The organism is Rhodoblastus sp. (assembly GCF_019449565.1).
In the GTDB taxonomy this organism is placed as follows: Bacteria; Pseudomonadota; Alphaproteobacteria; order Rhizobiales; family Beijerinckiaceae; genus Rhodoblastus.
Window position 1 is genome coordinate 21,515 of record NZ_JAGRPM010000011.1, and the last position, 17,975, is coordinate 39,489.

The window sequence follows — 17,975 nt, forward strand, 5'->3', positions numbered from 1 at the left end:
AGATCTGGCGCAAGATTAGTATTTGGCGACGATTTCGGCGGCGGCTGGCGCGTCGAAGCGGTAATTTAGGCCGACGCGGACGATATCCCCGCCGTTGGAGAACTTATTCGCCAAAGGCTGAATAACGCCAGCGGCGACCAAGGCGAGGTCACGCCCGCCCGGCGTCGTAATGTCCGTTGAGCAGGAGAGACAATAATGAATATATTCGGCCTTGATCGACCAATTATTGTTGACTGCCCACTCGACGCCCGCGCCCAAAGTCCATCCGACATTTGTGCTTGAGCGAGACGACGAAAAGAAGTCGTTGCTCATAGGAGCAGCTGCAGAATAAAAACGTTTTGAATGACCATAAGCCAAACCACCCGTTGCATAGACCAGCAAACGCTCAACTGGAGTAAATCCAAGCCGACCGCGTACGGTTCCGAGCCATTCAAGTGTGGAACGCGCCGAATAATTTCCCGCTACAAATCCAGGTATATTGATGGTCGTAAGGGCCGACGAACCGCCGACATCCGCGCCTTGAATGTCAGCCTCAAGACCAAGCACGACACTATTAATTTGATAATTGTAGCCTATTTGACCGCCTCCGATAAAGCCGGAACGGTTGAAATTCAAAGTCGCTGGGAGGGCGCCAGTCGCGAGGGCCGGACCAAAGAACCCTTGCGATCCTGGATCGGGTGGAAGCTGCAAGCGAGCTTTGGCTGGCCCCCAACCGTAGCCGGCGTTTGCGCCGACATAAAAACCTGTCCAATGAAAGATCGGGCTAGGGGCTACGAAAACGGGAGCTTCTTTGGTCGATGGCAAATCAGCGGCGAAGGCCGGGCCGGCCAAAGCCACCAACGGGACGCCAGAGAGAAGCAACTTGCGCATGGTTTTCCGCCCCTAGAACGTTCATTGCGTTCGGTTATTGCGATTTATCTCAATATTTCAATTTGCTATGCGCTTTTGGCGCGACAGAAATAGATCGCGTTTATTATAATAATCTACACTTGATTCCTGGGCTCGAATATCCGCAATGGCCACAATGAAGCGTAAAGTGCGCCGATGTGATCAAACGGCAACAAAGTCAACGTGGTCGAAGTCGGGGAAAATATCCGTGCGGTCAAGGATTAGGGAGGGCTTATTTGGCGGCCAAGATGGGGGGCCGGACCAGCAGGGGCGGCGAATGACGCCTTTCCGCCGATTCTGTTGAAAAACTCGAAAAATGGGGCGCTATAAAATTCCCGCCAAAACCCGCTGTGAGCGACTTTCCTCGTTCAATGCCGTCTAGAATTGGCTGCGACGCTTCGTGGCGGATTATTCGTCAAACCTGCTGGTCCCCCGCATCATTTTTACGATGCCAACTCCAAGGCGCTGGGAAATTTTGATCCGCGGCCAAAATGGAGTTTTTCAACAGAATCCGCCGCAAGCCGACCTTGCATAGCGTTCTCGGAAAGTCGCCGGCAGGTCGAACCGCCTTCGATCACAAACGACCAGCTTATCGCGGCCGGAAATGCGTCCGCGACTTCGCCTCCCCCTTACTCCGCCGCGCTGGCGTCCGACTTGCCGCCGAAGCGCCGGGCGACGTAATCCTCGACGATCTTCTCGAATTCCTGGGCGATGCCTTCGCCGCGCAGGGTCATGGCCTTTTTGCCGTCGATGAAGACCGGCGCCGCCGGGGTTTCGCCGGTGCCGGGGAGGGAAATGCCGATATCGGCATGTTTCGATTCGCCCGGCCCGTTCACGATGCAGCCCATCACCGCGACATTGAGCGTCTCGACGCCCGGATAGCTTTGACGCCAGATCGGCATTTTATCGCGAATGAGGCTCTGAATGTCGCGCGCCAGCTCCTGAAACACGGTGCTGGTGGTGCGCCCGCAGCCCGGGCAGGCAGCGACGAGCGGGACAAAAGTGCGGAAGCCCATGGTCTGCAGGATTTCCTGCGCCACTTGAACTTCCAAGGTGCGGTCGCCATTCGGCTCGGGCGTCAGCGAAACGCGGATGGTGTCGCCGAGACCTTCCTGCAACAGGATGCCCAAGGCGGCGGAGGAAGCGACAATGCCCTTGGAGCCCATGCCCGCCTCGGTCAGGCCGAGATGCAGCGCGTAATCGGAGCGCCGCCCCACCATGCGATAGACCGAGATCAGGTCCTGCACGCCGGAAACCTTGGCCGAGAGGATGATGCGGTCGCGCTTGAGGCCGATTTCCTCCGCGCGGGCGGCGGATAGCAGCGCGGAGCGCGCCATGGCCTCGCGCATCACCGCGCGGGCGTCGACGGGACGCGCCGCCTTGGCGTTCTCGTCCATCAGCTCGGTCAGCATTTCCTGATCGAGCGAGCCCCAATTGGCGCCGATGCGCACGGCCTTGTCATGCCTGATCGCCAGTTCGACGATCGCGCCGAACTGCTTGTCCTTCTTTTCCTTGAAGCCAACATTGCCCGGATTGATGCGATATTTCGCCAGAGCCTCAGCGCAGGCCGGATGATCCGCCAGCAATTTGTGGCCGATATAGTGGAAATCGCCGACAAGCGGGACGAAAACGCCCATCGCGTCGAGTTTTTCACGGATCTTTGGCACGGCGGCGGCCGCCTCGTCGCGGTCCACCGTGATTCGCACCAGTTCGGAGCCGGCCTGGGCCAGAGCTGCGACCTGCTTCACCGTGCCTTCGATATCCGCCGTGTCCGTATTGGTCATGCTCTGCACGACGACCGGCGCGCCGCCGCCCACCGTCACCGCGCCGGGGCCATAGCCAACCCGGACCGCCACGGATTGGCGGCGCGAAAAAGGCTCGGCCGGAATTTCGGTTTCACAGAGCGGCGGGAAAGCAGGTTCGGTCATTTCGTGAGGCTCTCGGTCGTCGAAATCCGGCCTTCTATAACAGAGGATTTACCCTCGCGCGAATTTTGTCCCGCAAGCGGAATTAGGCGAAATTCGCGGCTGCAATTTTTACGGCGCGAATTATAGTCGCGGCGAAGCTGATACCCCGCTTCGCACCATTTCGTGTGCTTCACACCCAGGAGCCGATCATGTCCCTTGCCGCCAAGACCGCCGTCGTCACCGGATCCACCTCGGGCATCGGCCTCGCCATCGCCCGGGCCTTTGCCAAGGAAGGCTGCAATGTCCTCATCAACGGTTTCGGCGACGCCGCCGCCATCGAGGCCGAGCGCGCCTCCATCGAGAAGGATTTCGGCGTCAAGGCGATCTATGACGGCGCCGACATGTCCAAGCCGGAAGAAATCGCCGCGATGATCGCCCATGCCGAAAAGACCTTCGGCTCGGTCGATATTCTCGTGAACAACGCTGGCATCCAGTTTGTCTCGCCGATCGAGGATTTCCCGGTCGAGAAATGGAACCAGATCATCGCCATCAACCTGTCCTCGGCCTTTCACGCCATCCGCGCCGCCATTCCGGGCATGAAGGCGCGCAAATGGGGCCGCATCATCAATACGGCTTCCGCCCATTCGCTGGTCGCCTCGCCGTTCAAATCGGCCTATGTCTCGGCCAAGCACGGCATCGCCGGCCTGACCAAGACCGCCGCGCTGGAGCTGGCGACCTTCGGCGTCACGGTCAATTGCATCTCCCCCGGATATGTCTGGACGCCGCTGGTCGAAAAGCAGATTCCGGACACGATGAAGGCCCGCAACCTGACCAAGGAGCAGGTCATCAACGACGTGCTGCTGGCCGCCCAGCCGACCAAGCAATTCGTCACCGTCGATCAGGTCGCCGCGCTGGCCGTGTTCCTCTCGGGCGACGCCGCATCGCAGATCACCGGCGCCAATATTTCCATGGATGGCGGCTGGACCGCGGCCTGACCTGACTGCGCCAGACAAGCCGCACAACTCGCCGCGAAAGACTTGCCATGACAAATGCCGACGCCCTGAAGCCGACCAGAAAGGTCAATCTCGCGCTGCAGGGCGGCGGCGCCCATGGCGCTTTCACCTGGGGCGTGCTCGACCGCCTGCTCGAAGACGGCCGATTGTCCATCGACGGGATGAGCGGGACCAGCGCCGGCGCCATGAACGCCGTCAGTCTGGCCGAAGGCATGCGGAAGGGCGGCCATCAGGCCGCCCGCGACCAGCTGGCGAAGTTCTGGCGCGCGGCCAGCATCGACGGCGGACTGGCGCCGGTTCAGCGCGATGTCGTCGAAGGCATGGTGAATTTCTGGAACGCCACGCCGATCGCCACCCTGTTTCAGCAGGCGGCGGGCATGCTCTCGCCCGCCGAGATGAACCCGCTCAACATCAACCCGCTGCGCAACGTCCTCTCCGCGCAAGTCGATTTCGCCGCCTTGCGCGCCAGCGACCACCTGAAGCTGTTCATCGCCGCCACCAATGTCGAAACGGGCAAGGTGCGCGTGTTCCACCGGCCCGAACTGACCATCGACATGGTCATGGCCTCCGCCTGCCTGCCCACGGTTTTCCGCGCGGTGGAAATCGACGGCGTTCCCTATTGGGATGGCGGCTATATGGGCAATCCGGTGCTGTTTCCGTTCTTTTACGAGACCGAGACCACCGACGTCATCCTCATCCAGATCAACCCCATTGTCCGCAAGGGAACGCCCGGCACCGTCGCCGAAATCCTGGGGCGCATCGACGAAATCACCTTCAATTCGGCTTTGCTGCAGGAATTTCGCGCCATTGATTTCGTCGCGCGGCTGGTCGCCGATGGGCGTCTCGAGGGAACGAACTACAAATCCATCCGCCTGCATGTCATCGAAGCGCAGGACGAACTCAACAAGTTCGGCGCCTCCAGCAGAATGCGCTCGGATTATGATTTCTTCCTGCAATTGCGCGACATCGGCCGCAAGGCTGCGCAAAAATTCCTCGATGCGCATCATGACAGCATCGGCGTGCGCGCGACGCTGGACGTGCGGAAGGCTCTGGCTTCCGACACTTCAGTCTGCTGACGGCGTCCCCCGGCCTGCTGACGGCGCCCGCCTGAGGTGACGAATTTTCCTGTCAAATCAGTCCGGTTTCAGCTAAATCGCGGCGCAAGTCTTGACGCGGGCGACTCGAACGGCCTTAACACTTTGCCGGTCTCCCTTGCGCCGCATCAAGACCGCGACGTCCGCCGGAACCCATGATGCCGTCGAATCCGAATTTCGTTCTCAGCGTCGATCCCCAGCAGCCGCCCGATTCTCTGGCGGGCGCAGTCGTCGCAATCGGCAATTTCGACGGCGTCCATCGCGGCCATCGCGCGGTGATCGCTCGCGCGCAGGCGCTGGCGCGAAGGCTCGGCCGCCCTTGCGCCGTCCTCACCTTCGAACCGCATCCGGCCGATTATTTCGGCGGCGCCGGCACGATCTTCCGCCTGACCAGCCGCGACGCCAAGGCCCACCGGATGGCGGAGCTCGGCCTTGACGGCATGTTCGTGCTGACCTTTGACTCGGGTCTCGCGGGTCTCGACGCCGAAAGTTTTTTGCGCGAAATCCTTTTGCGGCGGCTTGGCGCCGGCGCCGTCGTGGTCGGCTATGACTTTCATTTCGGCGCGCGGCGCACGGGCACGCCCGCTTTTCTGCGCGAGACGGGGCCAAAACTCGGCATCGCGGTCGAAATCGTCGAAAAGGTGCTGGCCGATGAGGAAGGCTCGCTCGACGCCGTGTCCTCCACGGCCACGCGCGAGGCCTTGCAATGTGGCGACGTTCGCGCCGCAGCCGCCCTGCTGGGCCATTACTGGTCGCTGACCGGTCCCGTCATCCATGGCGCCAAGCTCGGGCGCCAGCTCGGCTTTCCCACCGCCAATCTCGCCGTCGACCCTTCATGCCGCCTGCGTCACGCCATTTACGCGGTCGAAATCGAGTTCGACGGGCGCCGGCTGAAAGGCGTCGCCAGTTTTGGCCGCCGTCCTACCGTCGACAATGGCCCGCCTTTGCTCGAGGTTTACATTTTCGATTTCTCCGAAGACCTTTATGGCCGGGACATCGAGGTCTATTTCGTCGCATTCCTGCGTCCCGAGGCGAAATTCGACTCGCTCGACGCCCTGATCGAGCAGATCCGCCTCGACGAGGCGCAAGCGCGAAAAATCCTGGGCGCGTAAGAAAAAACTTGGCCGTGTGGCGCCTTCGGCAAGTCGCCCGGACCAGTTTATAGTTCCTGAACTTTGCGCTGGCGCCGATTCGCCGGCCTCTCCTTGAGACGAGGAAGACCATGAGACTTCTTGGCCTGGCTGTCGCGATCTTCGGCGTTCTGTCCGGAATCGTCGGGATTCAACAGGCGGACCCGACGCTCGACCTCCTCGCGGGGGCGAGCCTCATCGTCGCTTTCTGCTGCGAGCGCAGCGGGCCGGTTTCGCGTTTCCTGAAAATCTTCCTCGCGCTGTTTTCTGTCGAAACCATCCTTTTCGGCCTCGCCAATTTCGCCGCGCGGTTCGGCTATTGGCCCAAATCGCTCGAAGACGCCCAGATTCCGCCGACGCTGGCGCTCACCGTGGCCATGTTCGCCATAATCATCTTCGCGGTTTCGCATGTGCCGGTCGTGTTATCGCTGACCCGCATTGCCGACCGTTTCTTCAACGCGGATGACGAGACGACGGCGGGCTTCGGGCCGCTGCGCTTCAAGACCATCGAACGCGTGCTGGCCACGGGCATGGTGGTCTTTCTCGTCGTGCTGAACCAGGCGCAGGTGGCGATCTCGGTGCGGCTGAGTTTCTTCAATCGCGATTTCTTCAATGCGATTCAGGAGAAGAACGGCCCCGAATTCTGGCGCATGCTGCTGTGGGTCTTCATGCCCTGGGCCTTCATCTATGTCGCCAGCATGGTGATCGAATTCGTCGTCAGCTCCTATCTGGTTATCCGCTGGCGGCGCTGGCTGACGCAATTCTACATCGCGCACTGGCTCAAGAATCACGCGCATTACCGCATGTCGCTCAGCGGCGGCCCGGCGGACAATCCAGACCAGCGTATCGCGGAAGACGTCGCGCGCTTCATCGACGGCGGCGGCGAGGGCGGCGCCTTCGGCTATGGCGTCTATAACTATTCAATCATGCTGATCTCGACTCTGTCGTCGCTGGTTTCATTCGCGATCCTACTCTGGAGCCTGTCGGCCAATTTCACCTTCCCCGGCACGAATTTCGCCTTCCCCGGCCTGTTGTTCTGGGTCGCCCTGGTCTACGCCGCCGCGGGCACCCTCATCACCCATCTGATCGGCCGCCCTCTCGTGCGGATCATGTTCGGCCGGCAGAAAGTGGAGGCCGATTTCCGCTTCTCGCTGGCGCGTCTGCGCGAATATAGCGAACAGGTGGCGCTGCTGAACGGCGAGAAGGCGGAAGCCCTCGACCTGCGCAAGAAGTTCGGGGCGCTGATCGCCAATTACCTCGAAATGATCAACCAGCGGAAAAAGCTGACCGCCTTCACCGGCTTTTACGGCCAGCTCAGCCCCATTATTCCCTATGTCTTCGCCGCGCCCTTCTATTTCGCCGGCAAGATCAACCTCGGCGTAATGACCCAGACGGCGGGCGCCTTCGGCCATGTCGAAGGCGCCTTGACCTTCTTCATCACCTATTATTCCTCGCTGGCTGGCTTCCGCGCCGTGCTCGACCGTCTGACCTCCTTTGACGCCGCGATTGAGACGGCGCAGACCGAGCAGGGCTTCACGGTCGAGGCGGGCGCGCAGGCGCCCGCGCTGCGCGACGCCACCATCGCCCTGCCCAATGGCCTGACGCTGCTGACAGGCGTGAACCTGCCGCTGAAGGCGGGCCGCAACCTGCTGGTCTCCGGCGCCTCGGGATCGGGCAAGTCCACCTTGTTCCGCGCGCTGACCGGCGTCTGGCCGTTCGGCTCCGGCGAGGTTGCGGCGCCGGAGCCGGGCCATATGCTGCTGCTGCCGCAAAGGCCCTATATCCCGATCGGTCAGCTGCGCGACGCTGTGATCTATCCCGCCGAGGCGGGCCGTTACGACGACAAGGAAATCGCCGCCGCGCTGATCGACGCGCGGCTGCCGCAACTCGCGGACAAGCTCGACATCGCCGACAACTGGTCGCAGCGGCTTTCAGGCGGCGAACAGCAACGCCTGGCCATCGCCCGCGCCGTGCTGGCGCGGCCCGACTGGCTGCTGCTCGACGAAGCCACGGCGGCGCTGGACGAAGAGACGGAAGCCGCGATCTATAAAATGCTGGCCGAGCGCCTGCCGCAAACCACCCTGCTCTCCATTGGCCATCGCTCCACCCTCGTCGCCTTCCATACCGACAAGGCGAAAGTGCTGGACGGCGGCGTGGTCCTGTCGCCCGCGCCCTGACGGGTCAGCGAATCGGGGGCAACAAGGGCAAGCCAGCAAGCGCATGCAGCCAGAACAAAGTCGCGGCCCAAAGCGCAAGGCCGACGACGATGGCGACTGCATCCCCTCCCCAGCCGTGCGCCGGCGCGCGGGCGGGCTGCGCGCGGCCCGAAACCGAGACCCGGTCATAAAGTGCGAAGGCCAGGAACGAGCCAAACAGCAGCAGGGCGATAAGGTCGCCATTGGCGGCGAGATGCGCCGCCGCCCAGAGCGCGACCGCCGCCAGCATCGGATGGCGCGACCAATCGCGAATATGGGACGGAATATAGGCGCTCACGATCAGGACGAAGGCGGGCAGCATCACGGCGAAGGCCAGATGGCGCGACCATAAGGGCGGATGCCAGAGCTGGGGATCGGCCTCCCCGCCCCGCGCCGCTGAAACGCCCCAGACGATCAAGACTAGGCCCAGCCCCGCCGCCAGCGAGAAGGCGAGCTTGTAGCCGTCCTCGCCCAGCCGCGCGACCAGCGACGCTCGCCACGCCGGAACGGTCGGAAGCAGATGAGAGGCGAAAAACAGGATCAGGCCGGAAATGAGAAAAGTCATGGGAAATCCTCTGGCGAATCTCGGTGCCCTTGGGCCGGTTAGGACCGGCTGGCTACTGCGTCGTTCAGTTCGCCGCAGGCGCGGGCGCGGCCTGCGGCTTCGGTTTCGGCGCGGGACGCCTTGCCGGCCTGGCGGCTTTTTCGGGCTGGTCGGCTTTAGCCGCCGCCTCGCCCGCGAGTCGCGCCTGAAGCCGAAAATCGCGCGCTTCGGTCAGTCGAAGGGAGCAAAAACCAACAGCTTCCTCGCGATCGTAATCGCGGCAAACCTGCGCGCGTTCGGAGGAAAAGCCGGCCTGCTCCTTGATCGCCGCCTGGGCCGCCGGCTTGTCCTTCTTATATTTGTCGAGAAGCGTACGAAAATGCGTGCGCATGACGCGTTCGAGCGCGCCGCGCTCCTTCTCGATGGATTTGATCTGGGCGTCGGAAAAGCTGCTGCCCGCAGGTCCCCATAGGCCGGAGGCGTCGATCCGGCAATCGGCCTGAGGAAAGAAGCAGGCGCCGTTCGGGCTGCGCGCGCGCACGGCGCCGCTGAGAATGTCGAGTTGCAGCGGACAGGCCGTGGATTCAAGTTCGTATCGTTGGACGCCGTCAGGGACGCCGAGCGGCTTCAGCCCGATCGGCCCCTCGGCGCCCATCGAAACCTCGCAGGACTGGTTGGGGCGCGAAATCTTGTCGCCAACGGCGGTGAGACGCGAAATGCGCAGGTTGGCGCCCGATCTTTCGATCTGGAGGGCGCCGCGCGCGCCGGAAAGACTGAACGGCTTGTCGACGATGGAATCGGGGGCGGGCGGCTTTGCCGCCGCGAAATGGCCGGAATAGGCGCCTTGCGACGGCGGCGTTGCGCGCGGCGCCGAAGTGGGCGGGGCGATGCTCTGGCCGGCGGGCGTTGGCGCGCCGACGGCGCCCGGCAATTGCATCTGGGCGCGGGTTTCGGTGGACGCGATGATCAGCAAATAAGCGATGGTCAGAAAAATGGGGCGCATGGACTGGTCATCTTGAGCGGGGCGCGACCATCTTAACCTCGCGGCGCCCATGTCCCAACCTCCACTTTAAGACCCAACCTACACTTTAGGACCCGGGCCATTGCTTTGAAATCCCCGCGCCGCCAAAAAAATCCCGGCGTCGCCAAGCGCGCCGGGATCAGATTTCGCGCGGGTCGGCGCGTCAATATTTGGCGAGGATCGGCTCTCCGCCGCCGAAACGATAGATGATGCCGAGAGAAAACAGCCATGGCTGGAAATTGGTGTGCTGATAGACCTTTGCCGGGAGCGTCGTGCCCGCGACATTGATTCCATTGGCGTAGGACTCGACATAAGCGAAGGTTTTCTTCACGTCGAGGCTCACGCCCCAATTGCGATCGATCATATAATCGGCGCCGCCCTGCAACACCCAGCCCAGCGAACTGGCGACATGGACATCGTTGAGGAAAGCGTTCTTGTTGCCAAGGGAGAAACCGATTCCGACGCCGCCGCCGAGATAGGGCCGAATCGGGCCGAAATTGTCGAAATGGTAGAGCACGGTAATTGGAACGAGCGCCGGTACGATCTGGGCCAGCACCGTGCCATTGGTCAGGATCGGATTGGACGGATTGAATCCCTTGGTCTTGTCATTGACGTAATAGGGAATTCCGGCCGAAACATCGACCGAGACATTGCGCGTGACGTAAAAGCCCGCTTCAAAGCCCGCCGTGGCGATATCGCCGATCGTCGCGCCGACATGCGCCGGAAAGGCCGTCATGTTCCCGCGCCGCATGGCCGTGGGATCCTGCCCCCAGAGACGCGACGAGCTGGAGTTGAGGGCATAGGTGAAGCCGACCTTCACGAAAAAAGGCTGGAAGCTATCGACGACCGGGGCGGGGGGCGCTTCCTTATAGCTCGGGAGATCCGCAGCTTGCGCGGTCGTCGCCGCCAGCGTCGCGCCCAGCGCGACGCCTAGCCGTCGGGCCGTTCGGGTCCATGCCTCAATCATTCATTCCTCCACTGTTTATATTTAAACTTTCTGCCAGGAATTCATCTGTCAGCATTTTTTGTCAATCTGGCCCGCCGGCCGCCGGCTTTCCGCAAATCACCTGCGCGATTATGCCATAGCTTTGTCTTTACAAGCTCTTCCGCGCTGCCTGGCGGACGCCTCGCAGCCCGTCTGGACCGCTTTATTCCGCCGCTCGTTGTAATTTTGTCACGACCGGGCGCCGGAAAGCCCGGCTGCGCCATCCTGCTTGCGAGCGAAATTCCCGAACCCTATATCTGACGCGCTCTTGCAAGCGGGCGAGCTCAACCCAATGTGATCGGAAGTCGGGAACCGGGCGAGGCAACCTCCGCCCAACCGCCCAATACCGGACCGCTTCGGGGTCCGACGGTTCTGCGAAGAAAGGAACGAATTCTCATGGCTAAAGTCATCGGCATCGATCTCGGCACCACCAATTCCTGCGTGGCCGTGATGGAAGGCTCAACTCCCAAGGTCATCGAAAACGCCGAAGGCGCGCGCACCACGCCCTCGATCGTCGCTTTTACCGACGACGGCGAGCGCCTGACCGGCCAGCCGGCCAAGCGCCAGGCGGTCACCAATCCCGAGAAGACCTTTTTTGCAATCAAGCGCCTGATCGGCCGCACCTTCGCCGATCCGATGACCCAGAAGGACATCGGCCTCGTCCCCTATCAGATCGTCAAAGCCGGCAATGGCGACGCCTGGGTCTCGGCGGACGGCAAGCAATATTCGCCGTCGCAGATCTCGGCCTTCATCCTGCAGAAGATGAAGGAAACGGCTGAATCCTATCTCGGCCAGCCCGTCACCCAGGCGGTCATCACCGTTCCGGCCTATTTCAACGACGCCCAGCGCCAGGCCACCAAGGACGCCGGCAAGATCGCCGGCCTCGAAGTGCTCCGCATCATCAACGAGCCCACCGCGGCGGCCCTCGCCTATGGCCTCGACAAGAAGGGCTCCGGCACGATCGCGGTCTATGACCTCGGCGGCGGCACCTTCGACGTGTCGGTGCTGGAAATCGGCGACGGCGTTTTCGAGGTGAAATCGACCAATGGCGACACCTTCCTCGGCGGCGAGGATTTCGACATGCGCCTCGTCGAATATCTCGCGGACGAGTTCAAGAAGGACAATGGCATCGACCTCAAGAAGGACAAGCTGGCCCTCCAGCGCCTGAAGGAAGCCGCCGAAAAGGCGAAGATCGAATTGTCCTCGGCCGTCCAGACCGACATCAACCTGCCCTATATCACCGCCGACGCCTCGGGGCCGAAACATCTGACCCTGAAACTGACCCGCGCGAAATACGAGGCTCTGGTCGACGACCTGATCCAGCGCACCATCGAGCCCTGCCGCAAGGCGCTCAAGGACGCGGGCCTCGCCGCCGGCGAGATCAATGAAGTGGTGCTGGTCGGCGGCATGACCCGCATGCCGAAGGTCCAGGAGATCGTGAAGCAGTTCTTCGGCAAGGAGCCTCACAAGGGCGTCAACCCGGATGAAGTGGTCGCCATCGGCGCCGCGGTCCAGGCCGGCGTGCTGCAGGGCGACGTCAAGGACGTGCTGCTGCTCGACGTGACCCCGCTGTCGCTCGGCATCGAGACGCTCGGCGGCGTGTTCACGCGCCTGATCGACCGCAACACCACGATCCCGACCAAGAAGAGCCAGGTGTTCTCGACGGCCGAGGATTCCCAGACCGCGGTCACCATCCGCGTGTTCCAGGGCGAGCGTGAAATGGCCGCCGACAACAAGGCGCTGGGCCAGTTCGATCTCGTCGGCATTCCGCCGGCGCCGCGCGGCGTGCCGCAGATCGAGGTGACCTTCGACATCGACGCCAATGGCATCGTTTCGGTCACGGCCAAGGATAAGGCGACGAGCAAGGAGCAGCAGATCCGCATCCAGGCTTCCGGCGGCCTTTCCGACGCCGACATCGAGAAGATGGTCAAGGACGCCGAGTCCCACGCCGCCGAGGACAAGAAGCGTCGCGAGCTGGTCGACGCCCGCAACCAGGCAGAGGCTCTCGCCCATTCCGCCGAAAAGTCGCTGAAGGATTTTGGCGACAAGGTCGCGGAATCCGACAAGAGCGCGATCGAGGCGGCCATCGCCAGCGTCAGGACCGCGCTTGAAGGCGAGGACGTCGAAGCGATCAACGCCCGCGCCAACGAGCTGACCCAGGCTTCGATGAAGCTCGGCGAGGCCATGTACAAGGCCGAGCAATCGGCCGGCGCCGGCGCCGCCGCTCCCGGCGCGCAGGAAGACGTGATCGATGCCGACTTCAAGGAAGTCAATGACGACAAGAAGGGCGCCTGAGCCGCGCAAGCGGCTCCGCCCTCAGGCGTGAATCCTGCAAATGGGCCGGGGCGTCAGCGCCCCGGTCGCGTTGCGGATATGGGTTCTGCGGACAAAAAAGGGTTGCGTCGACAGGTCGTAACGTCTAGCCCCTGAGCCGCCGCACGCATTTTTCACCGACCGCAAATCCGGATGGCGTCATCCATGGCCAAACGCTGTTATTACGAAGTTCTCGGCGTCGCCCGCGCCTGTTCCGAAAGCGACTTGAAGAGCGCGTTCCGCAAACAGGCGATGCAGCTGCATCCCGACAAGAACCCCGGCGACAAACACGCCGAGGCGAAATTCAAGGAAGTCAACGAGGCCTATCAGGTCCTCTCCGACGAACAGAAGCGCTCCGCCTATGACCGCTTCGGCCACGCCGCCTTCGAGCATGGCGGCGGCGCAGGAGCCGGCGGTTTCGGCATGGGCGAGGGCTTCGCCGCCTCGATGGCCGATATTTTCGACGATCTGTTCGGCGATGTGATGGGCGGACGGCGCGGGCGCTCCACTGGCCGCGAACGCGGCGCGGATCTGCGCTACAATATGGAAATCACGCTGGAAGAAGCTTTTCGCGGCAAGACGGCCTCGCTGAAAATCCCCACTTCCATCTCCTGCGACGTCTGCGCCGGCTCCGGCGCCAAGGCCGGCTCCAAGCCCAAGACCTGCTCGACCTGCGGCGGCGCCGGCCGCGTCCGCGCGCAGCAGGGCTTTTTCTCGATCGAGCGCGCCTGCCCCGCCTGCCACGGGCGCGGCGAGGTCATCGACAATCCCTGCCCCAATTGCGCGGGCGCGGGCCGCGTCACCCGCGAACGTTCGCTCTCCGTGAACATTCCGGCGGGCATCGAGGACGGCACCCGCATCCGTCTGACCGGCGAGGGCGAGGCGGGCCTGCGCGGCGGACCGTCCGGGGATCTCTATATTTTCCTCTCGGTCAAGCCGCATCCCTTCTTTCAGCGCGAGGGCGCGGACCTTCATTGCCGGGCGCCGATCACCATGGTTCAGGCCGCTCTTGGCGGGGAGATCAAGGTTCGCGGCGTCGACGGGACCGAGATCAAGGTCAAGGTCGACGAGGGCGCGCAATCGGGCCGCCAGTTCAAGATCAAGGGCCGCGGCATGCCGGTGCTGCGCACGCGCGATTTCGGCGACCTCTATATCCAGGCGAATGTCGAGACGCCGCAAAATCTGACCAAGCGCCAGAAAGAACTGCTGGCGGAGTTCGAAAACGAGTCGACCAACAAGACGCACCCCGAATCGACCGGCTTTTTCGCCAAAATGAAAGATTTTTTCGATCTGACGTGACATAAAGCCTGTCGGCTTTCCTTGACGCTTTCGTCAATGTGAGCGAACCTTCGCGGCGGTCCCCCCAGGCCCGACAAAAGGCCCTGGCGAAATGCCGGGAAAAAAGGCAAGGGCAAAAATTGAGCGCGCACAGACGTCCGGCGAAGCTGCTTGCGAGCCCCAAGAACAGGATCGACCTCCGGCTGACCGATGAGGCGCGCTTCATTCGTTCCTGGCTGGAAAACCCCCTGCTCGCTGGCGCCATCACGCCCTCCGGCCGTTTCCTCGCTCGCGCCATGGCGCAATGCGTCGACCCCGCCTCCACCGGACCCATCGTCGAACTCGGCCCGGGCACCGGGCCAGTGACCCAGGCCCTGCTGGCGCGCGGAATCGCCCAGGAGCGTCTGGTGCTGGTCGAATTCGAGCCGACTTTTTGCCATCTTCTGGCGCAGAAATTCCCGCACGCGAAAATCGTGCGCGGCGACGCCTATCGGTTGGCCGATACGCTGGCCGGCTCGCTTGACGCGCCGCCAGCCGCTGTGGTCTCGAGCCTGCCCCTGCTGACCAAGCCCGAAGCCTCGCGGCTGGCGCTGCTGCGGCAGGCTTTTGACCTGATGGGCCCCGACGGCAGGTTCATCCAGTTCACCTATGGCGTGAAATCGCCGGTCCCGGCCCATCTCGCCGCGAGCCAGCATTTCAAGACGCAAAGCCTCGCGCCGATCTGGCTCAACCTGCCTCCCGCGCGCATTTTCATCTATCGTCACGCAGATTGCCCCCATGCGGTCGAAACACGGCCCGACATGATCGACAAGCTGCTGCGGCAGTCGCGCCGTTTCGGCCGCGAAATTCGCGACGAGCTGCAAGAAGCCCGCTCGCGGCTCGCGCCAAAAGAAGCCGGATCGCCGCTGGGCGAAAAATCCCTGATCGATCCCAAATCGCGGCGTTTTTGAAATTCGCGGTCGCGCCGCGCGGTTTTCGCTCCTATAAGGCGGCGTTTTCCCCGTATGACGGAACCCGCCCATGCTCAGCGCCACAAGCGACAAGCTCATCGTCGCCCTCGATCTTCCCGAGCCCGCTGCGGCCCGCGCGATGGTGGAGCGGCTTGGCGACAGCGTCGCCTTCTACAAGATCGGCATGGAGCTGGCCTATGGCGGCGGCTTCGCCCTGGTGGAAGAACTCGCCGAGGCGGGCAAACAGGTCTTTCTTGACCTCAAGCTGCACGATATCGGCAATACGGTCGAAAAGGCCACGGCGCAGATCGCGCGGCTCGGCGTGCGCTTCCTGACCGTTCACGCCTTTCCTCAGACGCTGGCGGCGGCGCGGCGCGGCGCCGAAGGCTCCGCGCTGCAGGTTCTCGGCGTGACCGTGATGACCTCCTATGACGACGCCGACCTGGCGGCCGCAGGATACCGCTATGGCGTGAAGGAGCTGGTCGCGATGCGCGCGCAACAGGCGAAGGAAGCGGGAATCGCCGGCCTGATCCTCTCGCCCGAGGAATTGACCGCGACCCGCGCGCTGGTCGGGAAGGACCTGCTGCTGGTGACCCCGGGCGTGCGCCCCGCCGGCGCGGCGCTCGGCGACCAGAAAAGGGTCGCGACGCCAGCCGAGGCTTTTGCGCGCGGCGCGGATCATATCGTGGTGGGCCGGCCCATTCTGGCGGCGACGAACCCGCGCGAGGCGGCGCTCGCCATCCAGCGCGAAATTGCACAGGTCCACGCCTGACCCAACCAGAGCCGAAAAGACAAAAAAACGCCGGGCGTACCTCCGGCCCGGCGTCACGTCCTGAGGACTGGGGGACAGCGCCTTTGGACAGTCGCGACCTTAGCGGCCGATCATGACCCGGAAGTGACAGCAATCCGTCAGCCGCCAAACGGCGCCATAAGCCTTTTCGCCAGGGGCCGCTCGTTAAGCCTCGATCCATCCTGCGTCTTTTGCCTTGGCGCGAAAAAGCCTATAGAGCGGCCAAGGCTTCGCAGCGCGGGGGACCGGACCCTCTCCCGCGCCATTCGTTCTTTTCCGGTCCGGAGACATCGCAATGGCTGAGATGCGTCTTGTCGTGGTCGGCGCCGCCGGGCGCATGGGCCAGATGCTCGTCAAGACGATCGCGGCGACGGAAGGCGCGGTCCTCTCCGCCGCTTTGGAGCGGCCCGGCTCTGCCGCGCTCGGCCGCGACGCCGGCGATCTGGCCGGGCTTGGAGCGCTGGGCGTCCCCGTCACCGACGATCCGCTCGCGGCCCTGCTCAAGGCCGATGGCGTGATCGACTTCTCCGCTCCTGCCGTGACGGTCGAGATCGCGGCCCTCGCCGCGCAGGCCCGCATCGTCCATGTCGTCGGCACAACGGGCATGGGCCCCGAAGACCTCGCCAAGCTGGAGGCCGCCGCGCGCCACGCCGTCATCGTCCGCTCGGGCAATATGAGCCTCGGCGTTAATCTGCTGGCCGGTCTGGTTGAAAAGGTCGCCAAGACGCTCGGGATCGACTGGGACATAGAGATTCTGGAAATGCACCACCGCATGAAGGTGGATGCGCCCTCCGGGACCGCGCTTCTGCTGGGCGAGGCGGCGGCAAAGGGCCGCGACATCGCTTTGGCGAAGCATTCTGTCCGCTCGCGCGACGGCCATACGGGCGCGCGCAAGGCCGGCGACATCGGCTTCGCCACTTTGCGCGGCGGCACGGTCGTCGGCGATCATTCCGTGATCTTCGCGGGCGCGGGCGAGCGCATCGAACTGATCCACCGCGCCGAGGATCGCGGCATTTTTGCTCGCGGCGCTGTGCAGGCGGCGCTGTGGGGGCGCGGCCGCACGTCGGGCCTCTATTCCATGGCCGACGTGCTCGGAATTTGAACCGGGTTTTGATTTCCATCACGGCGCCGGAGCGGCAAATCACAGCATAGACGCGACAACGCCGCGACCCGGCGATTTCGCATGAACGGAAGCCGCGCAGCGCGGCGACAGCGATTTGATAGCCAGGAGAAACAAGTGTCCGAACGTCTTCTTGTGCTCGTCCGCCACGGTCAGAGCGATTGGAACCTGAAAAACCTCTTCACCGGCTGGAAGGATCCCGATCTGACCGAACAGGGAATCGGAGAGGCCAAGGCCGCCGGCCAGCGCCTGAAGGCGCTCGGCCTGAGCTTCGACACCGGCTTCACCTCCGACCTGACCCGCGCCCAGAACACGATGAAGCTGATCCTCGCCGAACTCGGCCAGAGCAATCTGCCCGTGACCCGGGACCAGGCGCTCAACGAGCGCGATTACGGCGACCTTTCGGGCCTCAACAAGGACGAGGCGCGCAAGAAATGGGGCGAGGACCAGGTCCATCTCTGGCGGCGGTCCTATGACGTGCCCCCGCCCGGCGGCGAAAGCCTGAAGGATACGGTCGCCCGCGTGTTGCCCTACTACAATCAGGAAGTCCTGCCCGCCGTCCTGCGCGGCGAGCGCACCATCGTCGCCGCGCATGGCAATTCGCTGCGCGCCCTGGTGATGGTGCTCGACCGGCTGACGCCGAAAACGATCCCGTCGATGGAGCTGGCGACCGGCGTGCCTCTGGTCTATCGCCTCAAGGCCGATTCGACCGTCGGATCCAAGCAGGTTCTGACGGCCTGAGCTTTT

Annotated in this window: 15 protein-coding genes; 10 read left to right on the forward strand and 5 right to left on the reverse strand. The window is 63.2% G+C overall.

Translation table 11 applies throughout. The features are described from left to right. Positions 1–15: 15 nt before the first annotated feature. Together QZ409_RS02005 and ispG are read right to left on the reverse strand one after the other, a co-directional pair. Entirely contained in the window at positions 16–870 is an 855-nt protein-coding gene (locus QZ409_RS02005; protein WP_296706542.1) for an outer membrane protein, read from the reverse strand. A 647-nt stretch (positions 871–1,517) separates the two neighbouring features. After that, positions 1,518–2,816 carry a flavodoxin-dependent (E)-4-hydroxy-3-methylbut-2-enyl-diphosphate synthase gene (gene ispG, locus QZ409_RS02010; protein ID WP_296706545.1) on the reverse strand — a complete coding sequence of 433 codons (1,299 nt, stop codon included), beginning with the start codon at positions 2,814–2,816 and terminating at the stop codon, positions 1,518–1,520. A 188-nt stretch (positions 2,817–3,004) separates the two neighbouring features. Here ispG and QZ409_RS02015 point away from each other — a divergent pair, with 188 nt between their 5' ends. From QZ409_RS02015 to QZ409_RS02030, 4 genes are all read left to right on the forward strand, one after another. Then, complete coding sequence (locus tag QZ409_RS02015; RefSeq protein WP_296706547.1) at positions 3,005–3,790, forward strand: 3-hydroxybutyrate dehydrogenase; 786 nt, start codon at positions 3,005–3,007, stop codon at positions 3,788–3,790. A 47-nt stretch (positions 3,791–3,837) separates the two neighbouring features. After that, a complete protein-coding gene (locus tag QZ409_RS02020) occupies positions 3,838–4,884 on the forward strand; it encodes a patatin-like phospholipase family protein (RefSeq protein WP_296706571.1) in 1,047 nt (348 codons plus the stop codon). Positions 4,885–5,060: 176 nt separating this feature from the next. After that, positions 5,061–6,014: a bifunctional riboflavin kinase/FAD synthetase gene (locus tag QZ409_RS02025; RefSeq protein WP_296706572.1), complete on the forward strand. Its 954-nt coding sequence runs from the start codon at positions 5,061–5,063 to the stop codon at positions 6,012–6,014. 110 nt (positions 6,015–6,124) lie between these two features. Further along, on the forward strand, positions 6,125–8,209 hold the full coding sequence (locus QZ409_RS02030; RefSeq protein ID WP_296706577.1) for an ABC transporter ATP-binding protein/permease: 2,085 nt from the start codon (positions 6,125–6,127) through the stop codon (positions 8,207–8,209). 4 nt (positions 8,210–8,213) lie between these two features. Here QZ409_RS02030 and QZ409_RS02035 read toward each other — a convergent pair whose 3' ends face one another. The 3 genes from QZ409_RS02035 to QZ409_RS02045 form a co-directional block, all read right to left on the reverse strand. Further along, complete coding sequence (locus tag QZ409_RS02035; protein ID WP_296706580.1) at positions 8,214–8,792, reverse strand: NnrU family protein; 579 nt, start codon at positions 8,790–8,792, stop codon at positions 8,214–8,216. Positions 8,793–8,856: 64 nt separating this feature from the next. Further along, on the reverse strand, positions 8,857–9,774 hold the full coding sequence (locus QZ409_RS02040; protein WP_296706584.1) for a hypothetical protein: 918 nt from the start codon (positions 9,772–9,774) through the stop codon (positions 8,857–8,859). A 181-nt stretch (positions 9,775–9,955) separates the two neighbouring features. Further along, complete coding sequence (locus QZ409_RS02045; protein ID WP_296706587.1) at positions 9,956–10,759, reverse strand: OmpW family outer membrane protein; 804 nt, start codon at positions 10,757–10,759, stop codon at positions 9,956–9,958. 414 nt (positions 10,760–11,173) lie between these two features. Between QZ409_RS02045 and dnaK the strand changes: the two genes are divergently transcribed. From dnaK to QZ409_RS02075, 6 genes are all read left to right on the forward strand, one after another. Beyond that, complete coding sequence (gene dnaK, locus QZ409_RS02050; RefSeq protein WP_296706588.1) at positions 11,174–13,072, forward strand: molecular chaperone DnaK; 1,899 nt, start codon at positions 11,174–11,176, stop codon at positions 13,070–13,072. A 183-nt stretch (positions 13,073–13,255) separates the two neighbouring features. Then, positions 13,256–14,389, forward strand: coding sequence for a molecular chaperone DnaJ (gene dnaJ, locus QZ409_RS02055; protein WP_296706591.1), 1,134 nt, complete (start codon positions 13,256–13,258; stop codon positions 14,387–14,389). A gap of 119 nt (positions 14,390–14,508) precedes the next feature. Continuing rightward, the gene (locus tag QZ409_RS02060; protein WP_296706593.1) at positions 14,509–15,318 is read left to right on the forward strand and encodes a ribose ABC transporter permease; all 810 of its coding nucleotides are present in this window, start codon (positions 14,509–14,511) and stop codon (positions 15,316–15,318) included. 70 nt (positions 15,319–15,388) lie between these two features. After that, positions 15,389–16,090: an orotidine-5'-phosphate decarboxylase gene (gene pyrF / locus QZ409_RS02065; protein ID WP_296706595.1), complete on the forward strand. Its 702-nt coding sequence runs from the start codon at positions 15,389–15,391 to the stop codon at positions 16,088–16,090. A 322-nt stretch (positions 16,091–16,412) separates the two neighbouring features. Next, positions 16,413–17,210, forward strand: a complete 798-nt coding sequence (gene dapB, locus QZ409_RS02070; RefSeq protein ID WP_296706788.1) for a 4-hydroxy-tetrahydrodipicolinate reductase — start codon at positions 16,413–16,415, stop codon at positions 17,208–17,210. 81 nt (positions 17,211–17,291) lie between these two features. Beyond that, the gene (locus QZ409_RS02075) at positions 17,292–17,969 is read left to right on the forward strand and encodes a 2,3-bisphosphoglycerate-dependent phosphoglycerate mutase (protein WP_296706597.1); all 678 of its coding nucleotides are present in this window, start codon (positions 17,292–17,294) and stop codon (positions 17,967–17,969) included. Positions 17,970–17,975: the final 6 nt, after the last annotated feature.